At 66.0% G+C, this 17,666-nt stretch carries 14 protein-coding genes and 1 pseudogene; 5 read left to right on the top strand and 10 right to left on the bottom strand.

From position 1 onward, the window contains the following. Nucleotides 1-3: 3 nt before the first annotated feature. From QFZ46_RS10755 to melA, 7 genes are all read right to left on the bottom strand, one after another. Nucleotides 4-1,716 carry a hypothetical protein gene (locus QFZ46_RS10755; protein ID WP_307361216.1) on the bottom strand — a complete coding sequence of 571 codons (1,713 nt, stop codon included), beginning with the start codon at nt 1,714-1,716 and terminating at the stop codon, nt 4-6. 39 nt (nt 1,717-1,755) lie between these two features. Beyond that, nucleotides 1,756-2,679, bottom strand: a complete 924-nt coding sequence (locus QFZ46_RS10750; RefSeq protein ID WP_307361213.1) for a carbohydrate kinase family protein — start codon at nt 2,677-2,679, stop codon at nt 1,756-1,758. Beyond that, nucleotides 2,676-3,545, bottom strand: a complete 870-nt coding sequence (locus tag QFZ46_RS10745; protein WP_307361212.1) for a carbohydrate ABC transporter permease — start codon at nt 3,543-3,545, stop codon at nt 2,676-2,678. Before QFZ46_RS10745 ends, QFZ46_RS10750 begins: the two co-directional genes overlap by 4 nt. Next, nucleotides 3,545-4,495: a carbohydrate ABC transporter permease gene (locus tag QFZ46_RS10740; RefSeq protein WP_307361210.1), complete on the bottom strand. Its 951-nt coding sequence runs from the start codon at nt 4,493-4,495 to the stop codon at nt 3,545-3,547. Before QFZ46_RS10740 ends, QFZ46_RS10745 begins: the two co-directional genes overlap by 1 nt. A 55-nt stretch (nt 4,496-4,550) precedes the next feature. Further along, the gene (locus QFZ46_RS10735; protein WP_307361207.1) at nt 4,551-5,426 is read right to left on the bottom strand and encodes an SIS domain-containing protein; all 876 of its coding nucleotides are present in this window, start codon (nt 5,424-5,426) and stop codon (nt 4,551-4,553) included. Between the two features lie 63 nt (nt 5,427-5,489). Beyond that, on the bottom strand, nt 5,490-6,803 hold the full coding sequence (locus tag QFZ46_RS10730; protein ID WP_307361206.1) for an extracellular solute-binding protein: 1,314 nt from the start codon (nt 6,801-6,803) through the stop codon (nt 5,490-5,492). 148 nt (nt 6,804-6,951) lie between these two features. Continuing rightward, nucleotides 6,952-8,268 carry an alpha-galactosidase gene (melA, locus tag QFZ46_RS10725; RefSeq protein ID WP_307361204.1) on the bottom strand — a complete coding sequence of 439 codons (1,317 nt, stop codon included), beginning with the start codon at nt 8,266-8,268 and terminating at the stop codon, nt 6,952-6,954. Nucleotides 8,269-8,352: 84 nt separating this feature from the next. On the opposite strand from melA, the gene QFZ46_RS10720 reads away from it, so the two are divergent. The 3 genes from QFZ46_RS10720 to purD all read left to right on the top strand — a co-directional run bounded on the left by QFZ46_RS10720 (nt 8,353) and on the right by purD (nt 11,225). Then, nucleotides 8,353-9,162, top strand: a complete 810-nt coding sequence (locus QFZ46_RS10720; RefSeq protein ID WP_307361202.1) for a DeoR/GlpR family DNA-binding transcription regulator — start codon at nt 8,353-8,355, stop codon at nt 9,160-9,162. Between the two features lie 70 nt (nt 9,163-9,232). After that, nucleotides 9,233-9,916 carry an NUDIX hydrolase gene (locus QFZ46_RS10715; protein WP_373457644.1) on the top strand — a complete coding sequence of 228 codons (684 nt, stop codon included), beginning with the start codon at nt 9,233-9,235 and terminating at the stop codon, nt 9,914-9,916. 31 nt (nt 9,917-9,947) lie between these two features. Further along, nucleotides 9,948-11,225, top strand: a complete 1,278-nt coding sequence (purD, locus tag QFZ46_RS10710) for a phosphoribosylamine--glycine ligase (protein WP_307361199.1) — start codon at nt 9,948-9,950, stop codon at nt 11,223-11,225. 14 nt (nt 11,226-11,239) lie between these two features. On the opposite strand, the gene QFZ46_RS10705 is transcribed toward purD, so the two are convergent. The 3 genes and pseudogenes from QFZ46_RS10705 to QFZ46_RS10695 all read right to left on the bottom strand — a co-directional run bounded on the left by QFZ46_RS10705 (nt 11,240) and on the right by QFZ46_RS10695 (nt 15,061). Further along, nucleotides 11,240-12,418, bottom strand: a complete 1,179-nt coding sequence (locus QFZ46_RS10705) for an ROK family transcriptional regulator (RefSeq protein ID WP_307361196.1) — start codon at nt 12,416-12,418, stop codon at nt 11,240-11,242. A gap of 102 nt (nt 12,419-12,520) precedes the next feature. Then, complete coding sequence (locus QFZ46_RS10700; protein WP_307364575.1) at nt 12,521-13,573, bottom strand: ABC transporter permease; 1,053 nt, start codon at nt 13,571-13,573, stop codon at nt 12,521-12,523. A 2-nt stretch (nt 13,574-13,575) separates the two neighbouring features. Beyond that, a pseudogene (locus QFZ46_RS10695) lies at nt 13,576-15,061 on the bottom strand (sugar ABC transporter ATP-binding protein). Nucleotides 15,062-15,355: 294 nt separating this feature from the next. On the opposite strand from QFZ46_RS10695, the gene QFZ46_RS10690 reads away from it, so the two are divergent. Further along, nucleotides 15,356-16,408, top strand: a complete 1,053-nt coding sequence (locus QFZ46_RS10690) for a substrate-binding domain-containing protein (protein WP_307361193.1) — start codon at nt 15,356-15,358, stop codon at nt 16,406-16,408. A gap of 60 nt (nt 16,409-16,468) precedes the next feature. Beyond that, the gene (locus tag QFZ46_RS10685; protein ID WP_307361191.1) at nt 16,469-17,632 is read left to right on the top strand and encodes a Gfo/Idh/MocA family protein; all 1,164 of its coding nucleotides are present in this window, start codon (nt 16,469-16,471) and stop codon (nt 17,630-17,632) included. Nucleotides 17,633-17,666 lie beyond the last annotated feature (34 nt).

Genomic DNA, 17,666 nt, shown 5'->3' with positions numbered 1-17,666 from the left:
GTCCTATCCCAGCGGGACGAGGCGGACGAACCGCACTGCGAGGTCGTCAGCGCCGTCGACGACGGAGATGCGCAGGCGGGTGGCGTCCGTTCCGATGGCACCGTCGGGAAGCGCGATCGTGGCGGTACGCCATTCGCCGGATCCGGTGCGCGTCACGGCGGAGGATGCCCCGGCGTCCGTGTCGACGGTGAAGGAGCCTGTGCCGTTATCGAGGAACGTCACTTTGATGACCGACTGCTGCCCGTCGGATGCCGCAGCGAACCGCGGATCGACATCGAGGAGGAACCCCGTGTCGCCCGCAGCGATGCCGGTGGACAGGCCCTCGTGCGCCGTCCCGTTGGCCTCTTCGAGCTCGCCGACGTGCGTGTCGACCTCGGTGCGGTGGGCGATCGATCCGGGTTCATCGACCTGCACGATCCAGCGCTCCAGATTGCGCACCCACGGCCGTGACGGCCAGGCGTTCTCATCCTCGAACGGACCTGTCTGGTCGCCGTGCGCCCAGAAGGTGTCCTCGGCATCGCGCAGCGCCGCCCACGCGTCAGGCGAAGTCGCGGCCGTCTGCCCCAGCTCGAGTCGCACCCAGTCCCAGTGCTCGGCGTACTCGGGCATGTACGAAGGTCCTGGCACGACGTACATCCAGTTCATCCGGAGCTGCAAAGCCTTCAGGTTCGCCTGCCGCACCGCGTAGTACGGGTCTGACGTGTCATAGCCGCAGTCGGTGAAGCACTCGTTCTCGGTCGCGACGACGAACCGGCCGGAGTGGATCGGCAGCGACTCGTCCACGATCATGTGCCCGTCCGGCTGGACGTGAGACCCGTACGCCGGCGCTTCGCTGAGGTGGAAGTTGCTCGGCTCGGTGATTCCGGTGCGGATGCCCATCCCCGCATCCACCGCCTGAGCGGCGAGCAGGTCGCCTGCCGAGCCAAACGGGCCCCATGGGTAGTCCTCGCCGGTGAAGACGAGCTTGTGAGCGTTGTCGCCGAATAGCTCGACGAGGTCGGTCCAGGCGTGCGCGTACCAGGCGAGGTAGGCCTGCTCGTCGAGATCACCGCTCTCCACGGCCGCTGTCACCATCTCGTAGTCGTACTCGGCCCATGTGAACGCCCCGGGCACGTACACGAACCGCAGCCGCGGGTCCTCGGCAAGGCCGAGGTCGACGAACAAGGCACGGTAGGTGTCGAGGAGATGGCCCCAGACGCACTCGTCCCAGATCGGCAGATGCAACTGGCCGTCGTAGTCCGGTCCGTACGATGCCACCCCGCAATCCTCTGCGACCCACTCCGGTGCCCAGTCCTCGCCGCTGGCGAAGACGCGCATCCAGAAGTCGCCGGGTGCGGCGAGCTGCGCTTCCAGCGCGTCGAAGCTCGTGCCCTGGGCTGCGCCTGTCGACTGCCTGTCGATCGGCCCGTCCTGCTCCGGTCGGATCTGTCGCCAGCTGACATCTATGGATCGCACGGCGACGAGGTCGCCGAGCGAGGCCTCCTCCGAGAAGTACCCTGAGTTCGGCGCTGGGCGAGCCCGCTGCGGCAGAGTCCAATCGTCGCCATCGACCACGCGGACACCATCGGGACCAGCATCGATGAATTCCGTTCGCGGTCCGACGTCGAGGTCGACATCGAGCGAGCCGCCATCCGGCAGCACCTCGCTGGTCATCGTGCATCCGGGGAGAGAGGCGAGGACGATGGCCGCGGCGGCCGCCGCCACCCTACGGTGCACAGAGCGCACCCTCTCCGCGGAAGGCGTCAAGACCGACGCTCATGCGTGCTGCTCGACTTCGGCGCGACTCGCCTGCCCGCCAGTGCCGCCGGCTCCGCGGGTGGAGAGCGAACCGGCGACAGCCGCCCAGCCCAGCGCACGAGCCACATCGCCGTGCTCGATCCACGAGGCGAGGAATCCCGCGTCGAAGCTGTCGCCCGCTCCGGTCGTGTCCACGACGTCGACAGGCAGGCCCGCAGCCCGCAGGACGAGTCCGTCTGTCACTGCCAGCCCGCCGGCGGCACCGTTCTTAACGACGACGACCGGTCCGTGTGCGGCGAGCAGCCGGGCTGCGGACTCGGCATCCGCGGCGACGCCCGGATCGAGCGCTGCCGCCAGCGCGATCGCTTCGGCAGCATTCGGCAACAGCAGGTCGAGCAGCGGCAGACACTCCCCCACTCCTTCCCACCGCTCGGCCGGGTCCCAGTTGGTGTCGAGGCTCGTCGTGATCCCTCGAGCACGCAACGTCGCGAGCACCGCGGACAGCTCGCGAGCGAGCTCGGGCACGAGGAAGTAGGACGCGAAGTGCACATGGCTCACGCCTTCGGCAGCCGCGAGCACCTCATCGGCGGTTATTCCGGCGAATGCGCCGGTGAGCGTGAGGATCGAACGGTCGTGAGGAGCGGAAAGGATGACGGACACGCCGGTGGGCTCGTCCACGACTCGAACAGCACCAATCTCCACGCCGGCCTGCGCAAGCAGTTCCCTGGTGCGATCGCCGAACACGTCAGCCCCGACCCTCGCCACCAGCGCCGTCGCGACCCCGAGCCGCGCGAGTCCGGCCGCACAGATGCCCGCACTCGATCCGAGCACGAGGTCGACCCCATCGAGCAATTGCTCGGCCTGGCCGAAGCGCGGCACTACATCACCGCGCAGCACGAGGTCGAGATTGGCATCGCCGGCGACCAGCACGCGGGCGCTCACCCTTTCATCCCCGACATCGTCATCGTCGCGACGAACTGCTTCTGCGCGAACAGGAAGAAGATGACCAGCGGAGCTGTCGCGATGACATTGCCCGCCATCAGCAGCTCCCACTGTGTGCGACGGGTGCTCTGGAAGTTCGCAATGCCCAGCTGCACCGTGAAGATGCTGTCGTCGTTGATCGCGATGAGCGGCCAGATCAGATCGTTCCAGGAGCTGAGGAGAGTGAAGATCGCCAGCGTCGCGATAGCAGGCTTGGCCAGCGGTAGCACGACGCGCAGGAAAGTCTGCAGCCGGTTCGCACCGTCCAAAGCTGCTGCTTCTTCGATGTCCGCAGGAATGGAGAGGAAGAACTGGCGCATGAGGAAGATGCCGAACGCCGAAGCGAGCCACGGCACGAAGGCGGCCGAGAGGGTGTTGATCACGCCGAGCTTGGAGAACATCACGTAGGTCGGGATCATGAGCAACTGGGTCGGGATCATGATCGTGGCGACGATCATGAAGAATCCGAAGTTTCGCCCTCGGAACTTCAATCGTGCGAAGCCGTAGCCGGCGAGCGAGCACAGGATCACGTGTGCGACGATCGCGATCACCGAGACGATGATGCTGTTCATCAGCCAGACGACGATGTCGGTTGTCGTGAACAACGCTATGAAACCGTCGATGGTGAACCGCGAGGGGATGAACGGAGGTGGGAACTTCACCAATTCGTCCGCAGGCGACAGAGAAGCCAGCACCATCTGCGCGAACGGGATCACGAAGAGGAGCGCGATGGGCGCGAGCACGAGATGCCAGCCGCTGAAGCCCTTGCGCCGCCGCGGCCGCTTGTCAAGCTTTCCTGTCGTGATCGCATAGGTGTTCAGCACCATCAGAACGCCTCCATCTTGCGGCTGCGGGCGTAGATCACCATGCCGATTGTGATGAGCAGTGTCACAGCGAACAGCACATACGCCGCGGCAGATCCGTACCCGAACTCGAGTGTCTTGAATGCCTTCTCCCACAAGAAGTAGACGATCGTCTTGGTGGCGTCCAACGGACCGCCGCGCGTGGTGGTGTAGACGAGATCGAACAGCTGCAGGGCGCCGATCATCTGCCAGATCGTCACGAACACGGTCACCGGCCCGAGCTGGGGCCAGACGACCTTCCAGAAGGTCTGCCAGCGGTTGGCGCCGTCGATCCGAGCAGCCTCGAGCAACTCGCCCGGCACATCCTGGAGGGCTGCGAGATAGATGACCGTGGTGAATGCCGCCTGCCCCCACAACGACGTGATCGCGATCACGAGCATCGCCTGGTTGGGGTCCTCCAGCCAACCCTGCGCTGGCAGGCCGGCCGAGCGGAGCACGTTGTTGGCCAGACCGTATTGCGGGCTGAACAGGTAGGTCGCAAGGATTCCGGTGGCTGCGGCCGACGCGACGAACGGAACGAAGATCGCGGTGCGGTAGAGACCGATGAATCTGATGTCGCGGTTCAGCGCCACGGCGAGAAAGAGACCGAGCAGCACGGATGCTGGAACGAAGAGCGCCACGTACAGGCAGGTGTGGCTCACTGCCTCCCAGAACTCGCCGTCGGTCATGAGGTAGGAATAGTTGTCTCCGCCCACGAACTGCGGCTCGGCGAAGCCGTTCCACTTCTGCAGCGAGAGCAGGAATGCCCATGCCGCGGGGAAGATCGACAGCCCGAGGATGATGATCATGGCCGGACCGACGAAGCCCCAGCCGGTCAGGTCAGCCCGCCATCGTCCGCGCGCTCGTCGACGATGCGGTGGTGGCGTATCCGGGTCCGGTTCGTTATCGGTGATCATCACCGGGTTTTCGCTCATCGTCGTCATCGTTCCTCCTCGGGCTGCGCGGTCTGGCCTCAGATGGAGTCGCCGGTCAGGACAGGACGATCGATCTCGTCAGATGACGGGGCTGATCGGGGTTCAGGCCTCGGTTCTCAGCCACGGTCACCGCGAGACGCTGCGCGAGAACCAACTCGATCAAGCCGTCATCCGTGCCTTGCACGACGGTCGCTCCGGTGCGTTCGATGTCGCGGGCAAGACTCTCATCGGCGACACCGAGGAACCAGACCAGAGACTCGGCGTGAGCGACGGCGAGCGGACCATGACGGTAATCGAGCAGCTGATACGATTCAGCCCACGCCTGCGCGGCCTCACGAATCTTCAGTGCTGCCTCCTGCGCGAGGCCGTACGTCCATCCGCGCCCGAGGTAGACGATGTGATCGAAGCCGGTCGGCAGGGTCGATTCGACAGCGAGAGCCTCCTCCAGCCTGCCCGGCAGGTCTGCCACATCATGACCGAAGGCGGCACGCGCGAGAAGGAGGAACGTGGTGGGGAACCGGGTCTGGACGACAGATTCCTCGTCGGCGAAGTCCAAGACGAGCACATCATCAGCGAGCTGGGCGCAGGGCGAATCCGCGACGCCGGTGACCACGATCTTCCGCACTCCCGCCGGGAGATCTTCCAGCGCCTGAATGATCTCCGTGGTCGTTCCCGACCGTGTGATCGCCAGCACGGCGTCGTAAGGGCGCCACGTGCGCGGCTCCGACGCATACGCGGCGTCCGTCTCCCCGAGCCCTGCCTGTTCGCGCAGCAGTGCGAAGGATTCGGCGACGAACGCCGAGGTGCCGCATCCGATGACCAGCATCCGCTCTCCTCTGCGGACGACGACCTGTGCCGCCTGCGCTCTCAGATCGAGTGCTCGGCGCCATACATCGGGCTGGCTGGCGATCTCTTCAGAGGTGATGCTCATGTCTGTTCTCCTGCGTGCATGTGGGGCCATGAATCGTGATGGTGGAGACCGTACGGTCGTGCGTCAATCGCCCGACAATGATCGGTCGGCTTTCTCCGCCGCCGCTTTCAACGCTTCCTCCGGTGTGCCCTGGCCCTGGAGCACCTGTGAGATCGCGTTGCCGACGGCTTCCGAAAGGCCTACGTATCCCGACACTGTCGGGCGGGCGTTGGTGGCGTTCTCATTGTTCTGGGCCATGATGTCGAGTCCTGGCAGAGCCGCGACCTGTTCCTGGAACTCAGGCGTGTCGATCTCACTGGCGCGCAGAGGCAGGTTGCCGTACGCGACATTCCAGCGCAGGTCCTGCTCAGAAGCGGTGAGCCATTTCATCAACTCCACCGACCAGTAGTTCTCGTTGACGTCCTGCGTGTCGAAGAGCGCCCAGATGTCGGGGCCGGAGACGGTCTGGTGATCGCCGTCTGTGCCGGGCAGCATCGTCACGCCGTAGTCGGTGCCGGCGACGCCCAGGTCCCACAACTGCCATGGACCGGAGGTCATCATGCCGATGCGGTCGGCAGCGAACAGCTGCGCGAACTTCGTGTCGGTCTGGTCGAGGTAGATGCTCTTGTCATCGACGGCCATCTGGCGAAGGAACTCGAGCGCCTCGACGCCCTCTTCGCTCGCGAACGCAGCAGTGGACTGATCCTCGGAGAGAATCTCTCCGCCGTTCTGCCACAGGTGCGGCCAGAACTGCCAGGTCGTCTCCTCGGAACCCGACACCGAGTAGGCATACCCATATGTCTCGTTCGCGGGATTCGTCAGCTTCTTCGCGGCGTCACGGAACTCAGCCCAGGTCCACTCCTCCGTCGGGTAGTCGACCCCGGCCGCGTCGAAGACGGTCTTGTTGTAGATCAGGGAGATGTTGTCGACAAGGGCGGGGAAGCCGATGATGGCCTCGCCTGTGGGCTGGACAGTGGCGCGCGCCGCTTCGGAGAACTCGTCCCATGCCACCTCAGGGTCGGCGACCTGCTCAGTGATGTCGAGCGTGCGCTGGGAGGACTCCAACTCGCTGGCCCAGGCTCCGAACGCGTACGAGATGTTCGGGTAGCTGCTGCCCGCAAAACCTGCGGAGAGCTTCTGCAGGAGTTCTTCTGTGGACGATGCTCCCGGCGAAATATCGATCGTGACATTGGGGTGGAGTTCTTCGAACTCGCCTGCCATGCCTTCCAGGAGCTTCTGCGCCTCGTCGCTCTGGCCCGTCCACCATGTGATCGTGACATCGGCCTCGGGATCGAGCTCGGTGGCCCCCTGGGAACCGGAGCATCCGGCCAGTGAGAAAAGTGCGCCGATCGCGGTGATCGCGATGGCCGTACGAACCATGCTGCTGCGGTGTGTCATGACGTCCTCTCGGATGGGGCGCGGAGTCGATGCGGTGCCCAGGTAGTCGCTAATTTGGTCTGAGAATGATCACTTGTAAAGAAATATGCGTAAAGCAGTCATTTTTCTTGATCAGATCATTGCCCGCAGGTCGGGAACGCGAGCGTAATCAGGCGGTCTGGAGCGTCCCGCCGAGGTCACGCGGCAGCAGGCCGGCATGCGCGGCGGTGAGCTCGTCGCACAGCTTCCAGATCTGCGCCGGTGTCAGCGTCGAGCTCGCATTCGGATCGGTGAGCACGGCGCGACGCACCATCTCCGGATCTCCCTCGCGCGCGCCGCGAATGGTGAGTTCGGCAACGGAGAGATACGTGCGGTTCAGGGCCGCGCCCGCCGCGGGGATCGAGCCCCACGCGATCGGATGCACGCCGTCAGCGTCGACCGAGGCCGGGACCTCGACCACGGCTTCCTCCGGCAGGTTGTCGATAAGACCGCGGTTGGGCACGTTCACGTGGATCTCACGCGTGATGCCGGTGAGAATCGAGTGGATGATCTGGGGTGCGTACTCGGCAGCATCCCCCTCCTCATGCAGAGGAATGGGTTGACCTGCGGCAAGCAGTTCGCGCGCTTCATGGAACTCGCGCACGTTCTCCTCGGAGATGCCGATGTATTGCAGCGGCTCAATGCGGAACCGCTCGATCTGCGCGTCGGAGCGGAGGAACCAATCGAGGTACTCGGCGGAATGCTCACTCGTCTCGGTCGGGTAGAAGCCGATGCGCCGGAAGATCTCAGCGCGCACGCGCCGCTGCAGATCAGCGTCCCCGTCGATGAGTTCGCGCAGGCGGGGATAGAGGTCCTCACCGTCGCGGCTCCATTCGGTGAGCCAGGCCTGGTGGTTCACGCCGGCGGCTCGGTAGTGGGTGCCCTCCAGCGGAACGCCGATGAGATCGCACAGGTCGTTGACCGTCCAGTAGACGCTGTGACAAAGCCCGACGGCTTTGATCTCGGGGGCGATGACCGACATCCACCAGACGTTCATCGCCATCGGATTGGTGTAGTTGAGGAACCACGCATCCGGGCACAGCTCCTGCATGTCACGGGCGATGCCGGTGAGCACCGGGAACGTACGCAAAGCCCGGAAGACCCCGCCGACGCCGGTCGTGTCGCCGATCGTCTGTCGCAGGCCGTGCGCTGCGGGAAGCTCGAGGTCGATACGAGTGGCGTCGATGCCTCCGACCTGGATCATATTGATGACGAAGTCGGCTCCCGTGAGAGCTTCGCGTCGAACGAGTGAAGCAGTCACGCGAACGTCCCGGCCAAGCTGCTCCGCGACGTTCAGCACCGTGCCGCGAGCGACCTCGAGGCGTTCGCCGTCGATGTCATGCAACGCGATGTCGAGCGTCGGCAAGTCGGGAAAGCGCAGGAGGTCGGTGACGAGCTGACGCGTGAACACGACGCTGCCCGCGCCGAGAAAGGTGATCGTTGGCATGACCCGATTCTCAGAGGAATGCGCGTTGCACGCAAGCAAATGACTGAATTGACACTCAAACGCTCAGCTGGCATGCTCATTTTCATGGCCACCGCCTACAGCACCAGCACAGTCGCCGAGCTCGGCGGCTCACCTAAACGCTCTCGCCGCATGGCCGGGATCCTCGACACGATCGCCGAACGCGGCGAGGTCTCGCTCGGTGAACTCACGCAACAGTTCGACAGCTCTGCCGCGACGTTGCGCCGCGACCTCACCGTGCTCGCCGATCAGGGACTCATCACCCGCACGCATGGCGGCGCGAAAGCGGCAGGCTCGCTCGCCGAGCTGCCGGTCGCTCTTCGCGATACCCGCTTCCAGGATGCCAAACGACGCATAGCGCGGGCGGCGGCCGGTCAGATCCCCCGGGAGCGCCATGCGATCGCTCTGAGCGGCGGAACCACCACCGCCGGCGTGGCCCGTGAGCTCACAGGCCACGCGGACCTCACCATCGTCACGAACTCGCTGTCGATCGCCTCGCTCGCCGCCCCGTATCCGAGACTACGGATCGTCATGACCGGCGGCATCCTGCGTCCGCAGTCCCTCGAGCTGGTCGGCGTGCTCGCTGAAGGCACGTTCAACGCGATCAACGTCGGCACTGCTGTCTTGGGTGCCGACGGGTTCTCAGCTGCGGCGGGCGTCACAACCCATGACGAGACCGAGGCCCGTACGAACCACGCGATGGTGGCCAAGGCGCAGCGCACGATCGTCGTCGCCGACGGCTCGAAGATCGGCAAGGTCGCTCTCGCACAGATGGCGGACACGTCGAGTATCGACATGCTCATCACGGACGACAGCGCCGACCCTGACCAATTGGATCAGCTGCGGGCAGCGGGCGTCACTGTCGTAGTCGCCTGAGTCCGATCCCCGTCACGCGGCTAACGCTCTATCCCACGCCGGCCCTTCGCGTGGCGGATAGGCTCGGATCGTGAGTGACAACCAGCATCCGGAGGGCGCCCGCGCCGAGTTGCTCGCCGCTGCACAGTCGGACGGCTGGGGCACGCGCATCCTGCCGCGGCTGGCCGATCCGGACGCCGCCCGCGAGTCCGCCGTGCTGATCCTGTTCGGGGTGCTCGACAGCACTCCCGCCCCGCTCGCGGACGTCTCCGTGGCGAAGGATCTCGACGTGCTGCTCCAGCGACGCGCCTCGACTCTTTCATCGCATCCGGGGCAGGTGTCGTTCCCCGGTGGCGGCCGTGAAACCGCCGATGCGGACTTCGTCGCCACCGCGCTGCGTGAGGCGGAGGAGGAGACCGGCCTCGACCCGGATGGCGTCGAGATCCTCGGTGTGCTGCCGGAGCTCCCCCTCGCGGCGAGCAACCACCTCGTGACGCCGGTGCTCGGATGGTGGACGAAACCGTCGAAGGTGGCGGCTGTCGATCACGCCGAGACCGTGGAGGTGTTCCGCGTACCGGTGGCGCAACTGCTGGCCCCTGCCACCCGCTTCACCTCGGTGATCGAACGTGACGGATTCCGGTTCAGCGGCCCCGCGTTCGACGTCGACGGCACGATCGTGTGGGGCTTCACCGCCATGGTGCTGGACCGCATCTTCGACACCTGCGGGTGGACGGTGCCGTGGGATGAGACGGTCGAACGGCCGGTGACCGTCTGACGTCGCGCGAGCGGCTCGGTAGTCTGGACGGGTGAAGATCCTCGTCCTCGGTTCCGGTGCCCGTGAGCACGCGATCATCCTCGCCCTGAAGGCAGAGGACGCGCAGCATGAGATCCTCGCCGCCCCTGGTAACGCGGGTATCGCCCAGGATGCTGCACTCGTCTCCGTCGATCAGCTCGACGGTGGCGCGGTCACCACCTTCGCGAACGAGAACGGGATCGATCTCGTCGTCATCGGCCCGGAGGCCCCGCTCGTCGCCGGCGTCGCGGATGCATTGCGCGAACGCGGCATTCCCGTGTTCGGCCCCGGGAAGGCCGCCGCTCAGCTGGAGGGCTCGAAGGCCTTCGCGAAGCGGGTGATGGACGCGGCGTCCGTGCCGACCGGCCGCGCCGTGCGCGCCGCATCCGTCGCCGACGTCGAGACGGCTTTCGACGACCTCGGCGCGCCCTATGTGGTCAAGGCCGACGGCCTGGCTGCGGGCAAGGGTGTCATCGTCACGTCCGACCGTGCCGAGGCCCTCGCGCACGCGACTCACTATCTCCCGCACGGCCCTGTGCTCATCGAGGAGTTCCTCTCCGGCCCCGAGGTGTCGCTCTTCTTCCTCTCCGACGGCGACACGGTCCGTGCACTGAGCCCCGCTCAGGACTTCAAGCGCGCGTACGACGGTGACGAAGGCCCGAACACGGGTGGCATGGGCGCGTACTCTCCGCTCCCCTGGCTCGACGAGCAGTTCGGCAGCGAACAGGCTTTCGTGTCTCTTGTGACAGAGCAGGTCGCGCTGCCGGTGATCCGCCAGCTCGATTCCGAAGGCACTCCGTTCATCGGCCTGCTCTACGCGGGGCTCATCCTCACGGACAAGGGCATCAAGGTCATCGAGTTCAACGCCCGCTTCGGTGACCCGGAGACGCAGGTCGTGCTGCCCCGCCTTGTGACTCCGTTGTCGGAACTGCTGTTCGCCGCGGCATCGGGCACTCTCGAAGACCAGCCGGACCCCGTGTTCTCGGAAGACGTCGCGATCACCGTCGTGCTCGCGAGCGAGGGCTATCCGGAGGCGCCGCAGACCGGGCGCCAGATCTCGGGGCTTTCGGATGCTGCGAGCGTCGACGGTGTGCGGATCGTGCACGCCGCGACAGCAGGGCCGGATGCTCCGGGCGGTGACCTGCTCGCCACCGGCGGGCGCGTACTGAACGTGGTGTCGGTCGGATCCGACTTCGCCGCCGCGCGCACGCGGGCGTACGACGCGATGAGCCGCATCGGCCTGGACGGCGCACACTTCCGCCGCGACATCGCCGCCCGCGTCGCCGAGTAGGCGGTGCGGCGCGCTCAGCCGTCGAGCGCGAAGCTGCGGGGCAGGATCTCCGGGCTCAGCGCATGCTCGATCGCGAGCAGGCTGGCACCGCGCACGGCGGCTTCTCCCGCTGTGACCGACTGCACGATCGCGAGGTGCTCGGTCGCCAGCGGCATGGAGTGCGTGTAGACGACCTCGCGAACGCCGGCGATCAGGTGCTCGCCCACGCGCGCCATGGCGCCGCCGATGGCGATCACCGACGGATTGAGCAGACTCACGGATGCCGTGAGCACCTCGCCGAGGTCACGGCCGGCCTGGCGCACGGCCTGAATCGCTTCGAGGCTGCCGGCTTTGACCAACTCGACGACGTCGTCGCCATCGGTCGCCGGGATTCCGCGCTGGCTGAGCGAGCGCGCGATAGCGGGGCCGGAGGCAAGCGCCTCGAGGCAGCCGGTGTTCCCGCAATGGCACGGCACATCCGCTCCTCTGGCGACGCGCACGTGACCGAAGTCACCAGCGATGCCCTGCGCCCCGCGAAGCAGACGTCCGTCCGAGATGATGCCCGCACCGATGCCGGTGGCGACCTTGACGAAGATCATGTGATCGGTCGATGGCCAGGCGGCAGCGCGCTCACCGAGCGCCGAGATGTTCACGTCATTGTCGACGAGCACAGGAACCTGCAGGTGCTGCTGCACCCAGCCCGGCACGTCGAATCCGTCCCAGCCGGGCATGATCGGCGGCTTCGCCGGACGACCGGTCGCGTGCTCGACGGGCCCTGGCACGCCGACGCCGACCGCCGCGACGCGGTCATGGCTGAGTCCGGTCTCGAGGATCAACTCGTTCGCAGCCTCGACGAGCCACGACAGCACGGTCTCCGGCCCGAGCGAAACGGCGAGTCTGCCGGTGCGTTCGGCGAGAATCGTTCCGGCGAGATCCGTCACGGCGACCGTCGTGTGCGACGCGCCGATGTCGACGGCGATGACGACCTTCGCCGTGGGGTTCAGGGCGAACTGGGAAGGAGGACGCCCACCGGTCGATGCAGCATCGGCGACGGGGGCGATCAAGCCCTTTCGCATGAGTTCGTCGACGCGCGCGGCCACGGTCGATCGGGCGAGTCCCGAGGTCTTCGCCAGTTCTGCTCGGGTACGCGGTTCACCGTCGCGCAGCAATTGGAAGAGTTCGCCGACACCGCCGGTGCTGAGATTGCTTGCCATTCCTACCCTGTGATTCTCGTGAACGGCTCTGTGCTTCGCCAGGACTGCACCGCATCCACGCCCTGGAGGCCCTCGTTTTCGGCCCTTCCGCGTCTGTCGAGTCTACGCGGGAGGCACCACCTGACCCGCGGGGCGCAGGCGGCTGCGCGGGACGCGTCCGACGGCGAAGCGCTGCTGCAGCAGTACCGCGACGACGATGATCACGCCCTTGGCGACGGCCTGCGCAGAGGACGTGAGGTTGTTCTGCACGAACACGTTCGACAGCGTCGCGAAGATCAGCACACCGAACACGGTGCCGGTGATCGTGCCGCGTCCGCCGATGAGGAGGGTACCGCCGACGACGACGGCCGCGATCGCGTCGAGCTCGTACAGGTTGCCGTGCGTCGAGGTGCCGGCCGTCGTACGGCCCATGAGCATGACGGCGGCGATTCCGGCAGTCAGGCCGACGAGCGCGTACAGCCACATCGTGTGCCGCTTGACCTTGATGCCCGCCAGACGTGCGGCCTCGGGGTTGCCGCCGATTGCGACCGTGCGGCGTCCGAACGTCGTGCGATTGAGGAGGAACCATCCGGCGACCGCGACGACGGCGAAGATCCAGATGAGGATGTCGACACCGAGGATGTCCACATTCATGGCGCGGACGAAGTCGCGGTCGGAGATCACCAGGGTGCGATTGTTGGCGAGGATCTCGGCCAGGCCGCGCGCACCGACCATCATCGCGAGCGTCGCCATGAAGGCCGCGACCTTGCCGTACGCGATCACGACTCCGTTGATCAGGCCGGCGCCGACCCCGACCAGCAACGCGACGACGACTGTCACGATCCAGTGGCTGGAGCTCGCGATGTCCTGGATCGCCGCCAGTGAGCCGACGACGGATGCCAGCGCCAGGACGGCGCCGACGGAGAGGTCGATGCCACCGGCGATGATGACGAAGGTCATTCCCACGCTGATCACGCCGATGATCGAAGCCTGGCGCAGGATCACGAGGGCGTTGTCGAAGTTCAAGAAGTTCGAGGAGGTCACCGCCCCGACGACGATGATCACCAGAAGCGCCAGAACCAGGCCGAGATTGCGCCCGACGGATCCGGACAGCCACCGGCGCAGCGCGGACGGGGTCTCAGCCTCGGTCTGACCGGGCGAGGTGGGGGTCTGCACGCTCACGCGGCGACTCCTTTCATGACGAGGTCGAGCACGCCGTGCTCGTCGATCTCTGATGCGGGGAGTGTGGTGAGGACGCGTCCGTCGCCGACGACGAGGACCGAGTCGGCGAGACCGAGGACTTCCTCGATCTCGCTCGAGATGACGACGATGGCGTGCCCGGATGCCGCGAGTCGGCGGATCAGCGCGTAGATCTCGGAGCGCGCTCCGATGTCGACGCCTCGGGTGGGCTCATCCAGCAGCAGCACTGAGCTGCCGTGCACGAGCCAGCGGGCGAGCAGGATCTTCTGCTGGTTTCCCCCCGACAGGGTCGCCGCAGGGCGGTCGGGATCAGCCGGCCGCAGTTCGAGAGCGGCGATCTGATCCCTGGCAGTGCGGCGCTCGCTGCGCTCATCCAGCAGCGGGCCCTTGGCGAACCGCGTGAACGACGACAGCGTGACGTTCTTGAAGATCGGCTCCCCGAGCACGAGACCCTGGGACTTGCGCTCCTCGGGACTCAGCCCGACGCCCGGCAGCCACTGCCGCGGAGACGGATCCGCGCGGAAGCTCTTTCCCGCCGACACGGACGGTTCCGGTCGACGCCCGCCGAGCACCGTAGATCGTCTCGATGATCTCGCTGCGCCCCGAGCCGACGAGACCGGCGAGACCGATGATCTCGCCGGCGCGCACGGAGAACGACACGTTCTCGAAGACCCCGTCGAGGCCCAGGCCCTCGACCTCGAGCAGCACCGGCGCGTCGGCGGCGATGGGCTCTGCCGGCGGGAAGACGTTCTGCACGGCGCGACCGGTCATGTGCTTGATCAGCTCGGCGGTGGTCGTGTCCGCCACCGACAGATTGCTGGCTACGGTGGAGCCGTCCTTGAGCACTGTGATGCGATCGCCTATCTGGCGGATCTCCTCGAGGCGGTGGGTGATGTACACGACCGCGATGCCCTGCGATGTCAGTTCCCGCACCACCGCGAACAGATTGCGCACCTCTTCGGAATCGAGAACCGCCGAGGGCTCGTCCATGATGATGAGCTTCGTGTCATGCGACAGGGCGCGGGTCATGCTGACGATCTGCTTCTCGGCAGCGCTGAGCGAGCCGACTTCGGCGTGCGGCGACATCGATCCGTGGCCGAGCCGCTCGAGGAGCCTGCGCGTCTCGTGGATGAGCTGGCCGCGCCGCGTGAATCCGAAGCTGTCGAACTCATGGCCGAGGAAGACGTTCTCCGCCACCGTGAGGCCGTCGACGACGTCGAGCTCCTGATACATGGTCGAGATGCCGAGCGAGATCGCCGTCTGCGGGTTCGCGATCTCGACGGGCTCACCCATCCAGCGGATCTCCCCGGCATCGGGAGTGTGCACACCGGCGAGAGTCTTGATGAGCGTCGATTTGCCTGCGCCGTTCTGGCCGAGCAGGCAGTGCACCTCACCCGGCATCACCTCGAGGTCGACCCCGCGCAACGCGCGCACACCGACGAAGCTCTTCTCGACACCGCGCATCTCCAGTAATGCCGGAGTCTGGTCAACTTTGATCACAGCAGGAACATAACATGCTCTGATTTCTAATGCGAGAGCGTCGTGCTTCACGTTCGAGCGATCCCCATCGAAGCAAGTTCCCCTGGATAACAGGATTACAACGCTGTACTTACTTCTGACAGTCTTCCAACAAAAGCTGGTCACGTGATGACATGTTCTGCTAACTTGACCATGTCAGTGCGCGGCGCACACCGACTCGATCCCGATCGAGAATGCCTGCACCGCACGCATCTGCATCACATTTCAAGGAGGAAAGACATGCACAGCATGCGCACACGCGGGCTCCGCCCGCTGATGGCAGGAGCGGCAGCACTGTTCGCCGTCACTCTGCTGGCCGGATGTACCAGCGATGGTGCAGAGGGCGAAGGCGAGACCGAGAACCAGGGCACCACGAGCGAGGAGAACACGGCCTCGGGCGACACCGTCGTCATCGGCTGGTCGGGCCCAGAGGCCGACCACGGATGGCTCGGCGCGATCAACACCGGCGCCATCAATGCGGCCGAGAGCTTCGACGACGTCGAGCTGCGTCAGGCAGAGGGAACCAACGACGCCAACCAGCAGATCGCGGCCGTCGAGCAGTTCATCAACGAAGGGGTCGACGCGATCGTGCTCCTTCCCACGGACGGTGCGGCGCTGACCCAGGTCGCGCAGAAGGCGATGGATGCCGGCATCCCCGTCATCAACGTCGACCGTGAGTTCTCCGACACGTCCGCCTCGCGCCTCACGATCCTGGGCGACAACTACGGCATGGGCGTCAGCGCCGGTATGTACATCTGCGAACAGCTCGACGGCCAGAGCGATGCCGTCGTCGCAGAGATCGCTGGAATCGACTCCCTGCCGCTGACTCAGGACCGTTCGCAGGGCTTCAAGGATGCTCTCGAGACCTGCGATCTCGAGGTCGGCGCCCGAGTCGCTGCAGACTTCACCGTCGCCGGTGGCGAGAGCGCGGCATCCCAGCTCCTCTCGGCGAACCCGAAGATCGACGCGATCTGGAACCACGATGACGACCAGGGCATCGGCGTCCTCGCGGCCATCGATGCGGCCGGCCGCGACGAGTTCTTCCTCGTCGGCGGCGCCGGAAGCGTCAACATGATGGACAACATCAAGGCGGACGACACCGTCGTCAAGGCGACCGTCATCTACCCGTCGACGCAGGCAGCCGACGGCATCGCGATGGCACGTCTGATCGCACAGGACAAGACGATGAGCGACCTGATCACGCCGAGCGTGCCGTACCGCATCGTGCTGGACGCGCCCGTCGTGACCAAGGACAACGTCGACGAGTTCATCAAACTCGCCTTCGAGTCCTGATCAACACCCGCGGGGCGAGCGCCACTGCGCTCGCCCCGCACCGTTTCCCCGGGAGTAGATATGACAACTGAGCTGCGAGTGGCCATGATCGGCCACGGATTCATGGGAGCCGCGCACTCCGTCGGCTGGCGCCAGGCGCCTGCGGCGTTCGACCTTCCCCTTTCCCCTCGGATGGCGGTGCTCGTCGGACGCGATGCCGACAAGACGGCATCCGCGGCACGCAAGTGGGGCTGGGACGAGACGTCTACCGACTGGCGAGCCGTCATCGCTCGTGACGACATCGACGTGATCGACATCGTCACGCCCGGGGAATCGCACGCCGAGATCGCGATCGCCGCGCTGGCCGCCGGCAAGCACGTGCTGTGCGAGAAGCCACTGGCCAACACGGTGGAAGAGGCCGAGGCGATGGAGCAGGCCGCGCAGGATGCTGCGACCCACGGCATCCACGCCATGGTGGGGTTCACCTACCGCCGCGTGCCCGCTGTCACCCTGATGCGCGACATGATCGCGGCCGGACGAATCGGCACGGTGCGGCAGGTGCGCGCGAGCTATCGCCAGGACTGGCTCGCCGACCCTGAGGCTCCGATGACCTGGCGGCTCGACAAGGACCGCGCGGGCTCCGGCTCGCTCGGCGACATCGGCGCGCACATCATCGACATGACCCAGTTCGTCACCGGGCAGTCGCTGACGCAGGTCTCGGCGGTACTGGAGACCCTGGTCGACGAGCGCCCGCTGCTGGGCGAATCCGTCGGACTCAGCGGCACCGCGAGCACCGAGCGCGGGAAGGTCACGGTCGACGACGTCGCTCTGTTCACCGGCCGACTCGAGTCGGGGACCCTGGCGACCTTCGAAGCCACCCGCTTCGCGACCGGCCGCAAGAACGCGCTCGACATCGAGATCTCGGGCGACGGCGGCGCGCTGCACTGGAACCTCGAGGACATGAATGTGCTCGACTTCTACGACGCCACGCAGCCCGCAGGAGAGCAGGGCTTCACTCGCATCCTGGTCACCGAACCAGAGCATCCGTACCTTGCGGGATGGTGGCCGACCGGGCATATGCTCGGCTACGAGCACGGTTTCTCGCACCAGGCGAAGGATCTCGTGGAGGCGATTGCGAGCGGGAGCGCCGCGCACCCGACGTTCACCGAAGGGCTGCACGTGCAGCGGGTGCTCGATGCTGTCGAGCGCAGTTCGTCGAACGGCTCGGCCTGGACCGGCGTCTGAGAACGACCACGATACGAATCTCATGAGAAGAGGA

Source organism: Microbacterium murale (assembly GCF_030815955.1).
Classification (GTDB): Bacteria; Actinomycetota; Actinomycetes; order Actinomycetales; family Microbacteriaceae; genus Microbacterium; species Microbacterium murale_A.
Note: the sequence above shows the minus strand (reverse complement) of the source record. Positions and strands in the feature narration are given on the sequence as shown.

Bases quoted from the DNA above. Each gene is read 5' to 3' on its own strand.
- QFZ46_RS10745 (WP_307361212.1), bottom strand. From the start codon at position 3,545: ATGGTGCTGAACACCTATGCGATCACGACAGGAAAGCTTGACAAGCGG.
- QFZ46_RS10740 (WP_307361210.1), bottom strand. From the start codon at position 4,495: ATGAGCGAAAACCCGGTGATGATCACCGATAACGAACCGGACCCGGAT.
- QFZ46_RS10730 (WP_307361206.1), bottom strand. From the start codon at position 6,803: ATGACACACCGCAGCAGCATGGTTCGTACGGCCATCGCGATCACCGCG.
- melA (WP_307361204.1), bottom strand. From the start codon at position 8,268: ATGCCAACGATCACCTTTCTCGGCGCGGGCAGCGTCGTGTTCACGCGT.
- QFZ46_RS10685 (WP_307361191.1), top strand. From the start codon at position 16,469: ATGACAACTGAGCTGCGAGTGGCCATGATCGGCCACGGATTCATGGGA.
- QFZ46_RS10720 (WP_307361202.1), top strand. From the start codon at position 8,353: ATGGCCACCGCCTACAGCACCAGCACAGTCGCCGAGCTCGGCGGCTCA.
- QFZ46_RS10690 (WP_307361193.1), top strand. From the start codon at position 15,356: ATGCACAGCATGCGCACACGCGGGCTCCGCCCGCTGATGGCAGGAGCG.
- QFZ46_RS10705 (WP_307361196.1), bottom strand. From the start codon at position 12,418: ATGGCAAGCAATCTCAGCACCGGCGGTGTCGGCGAACTCTTCCAATTG.
- QFZ46_RS10735 (WP_307361207.1), bottom strand. From the start codon at position 5,426: ATGAGCATCACCTCTGAAGAGATCGCCAGCCAGCCCGATGTATGGCGC.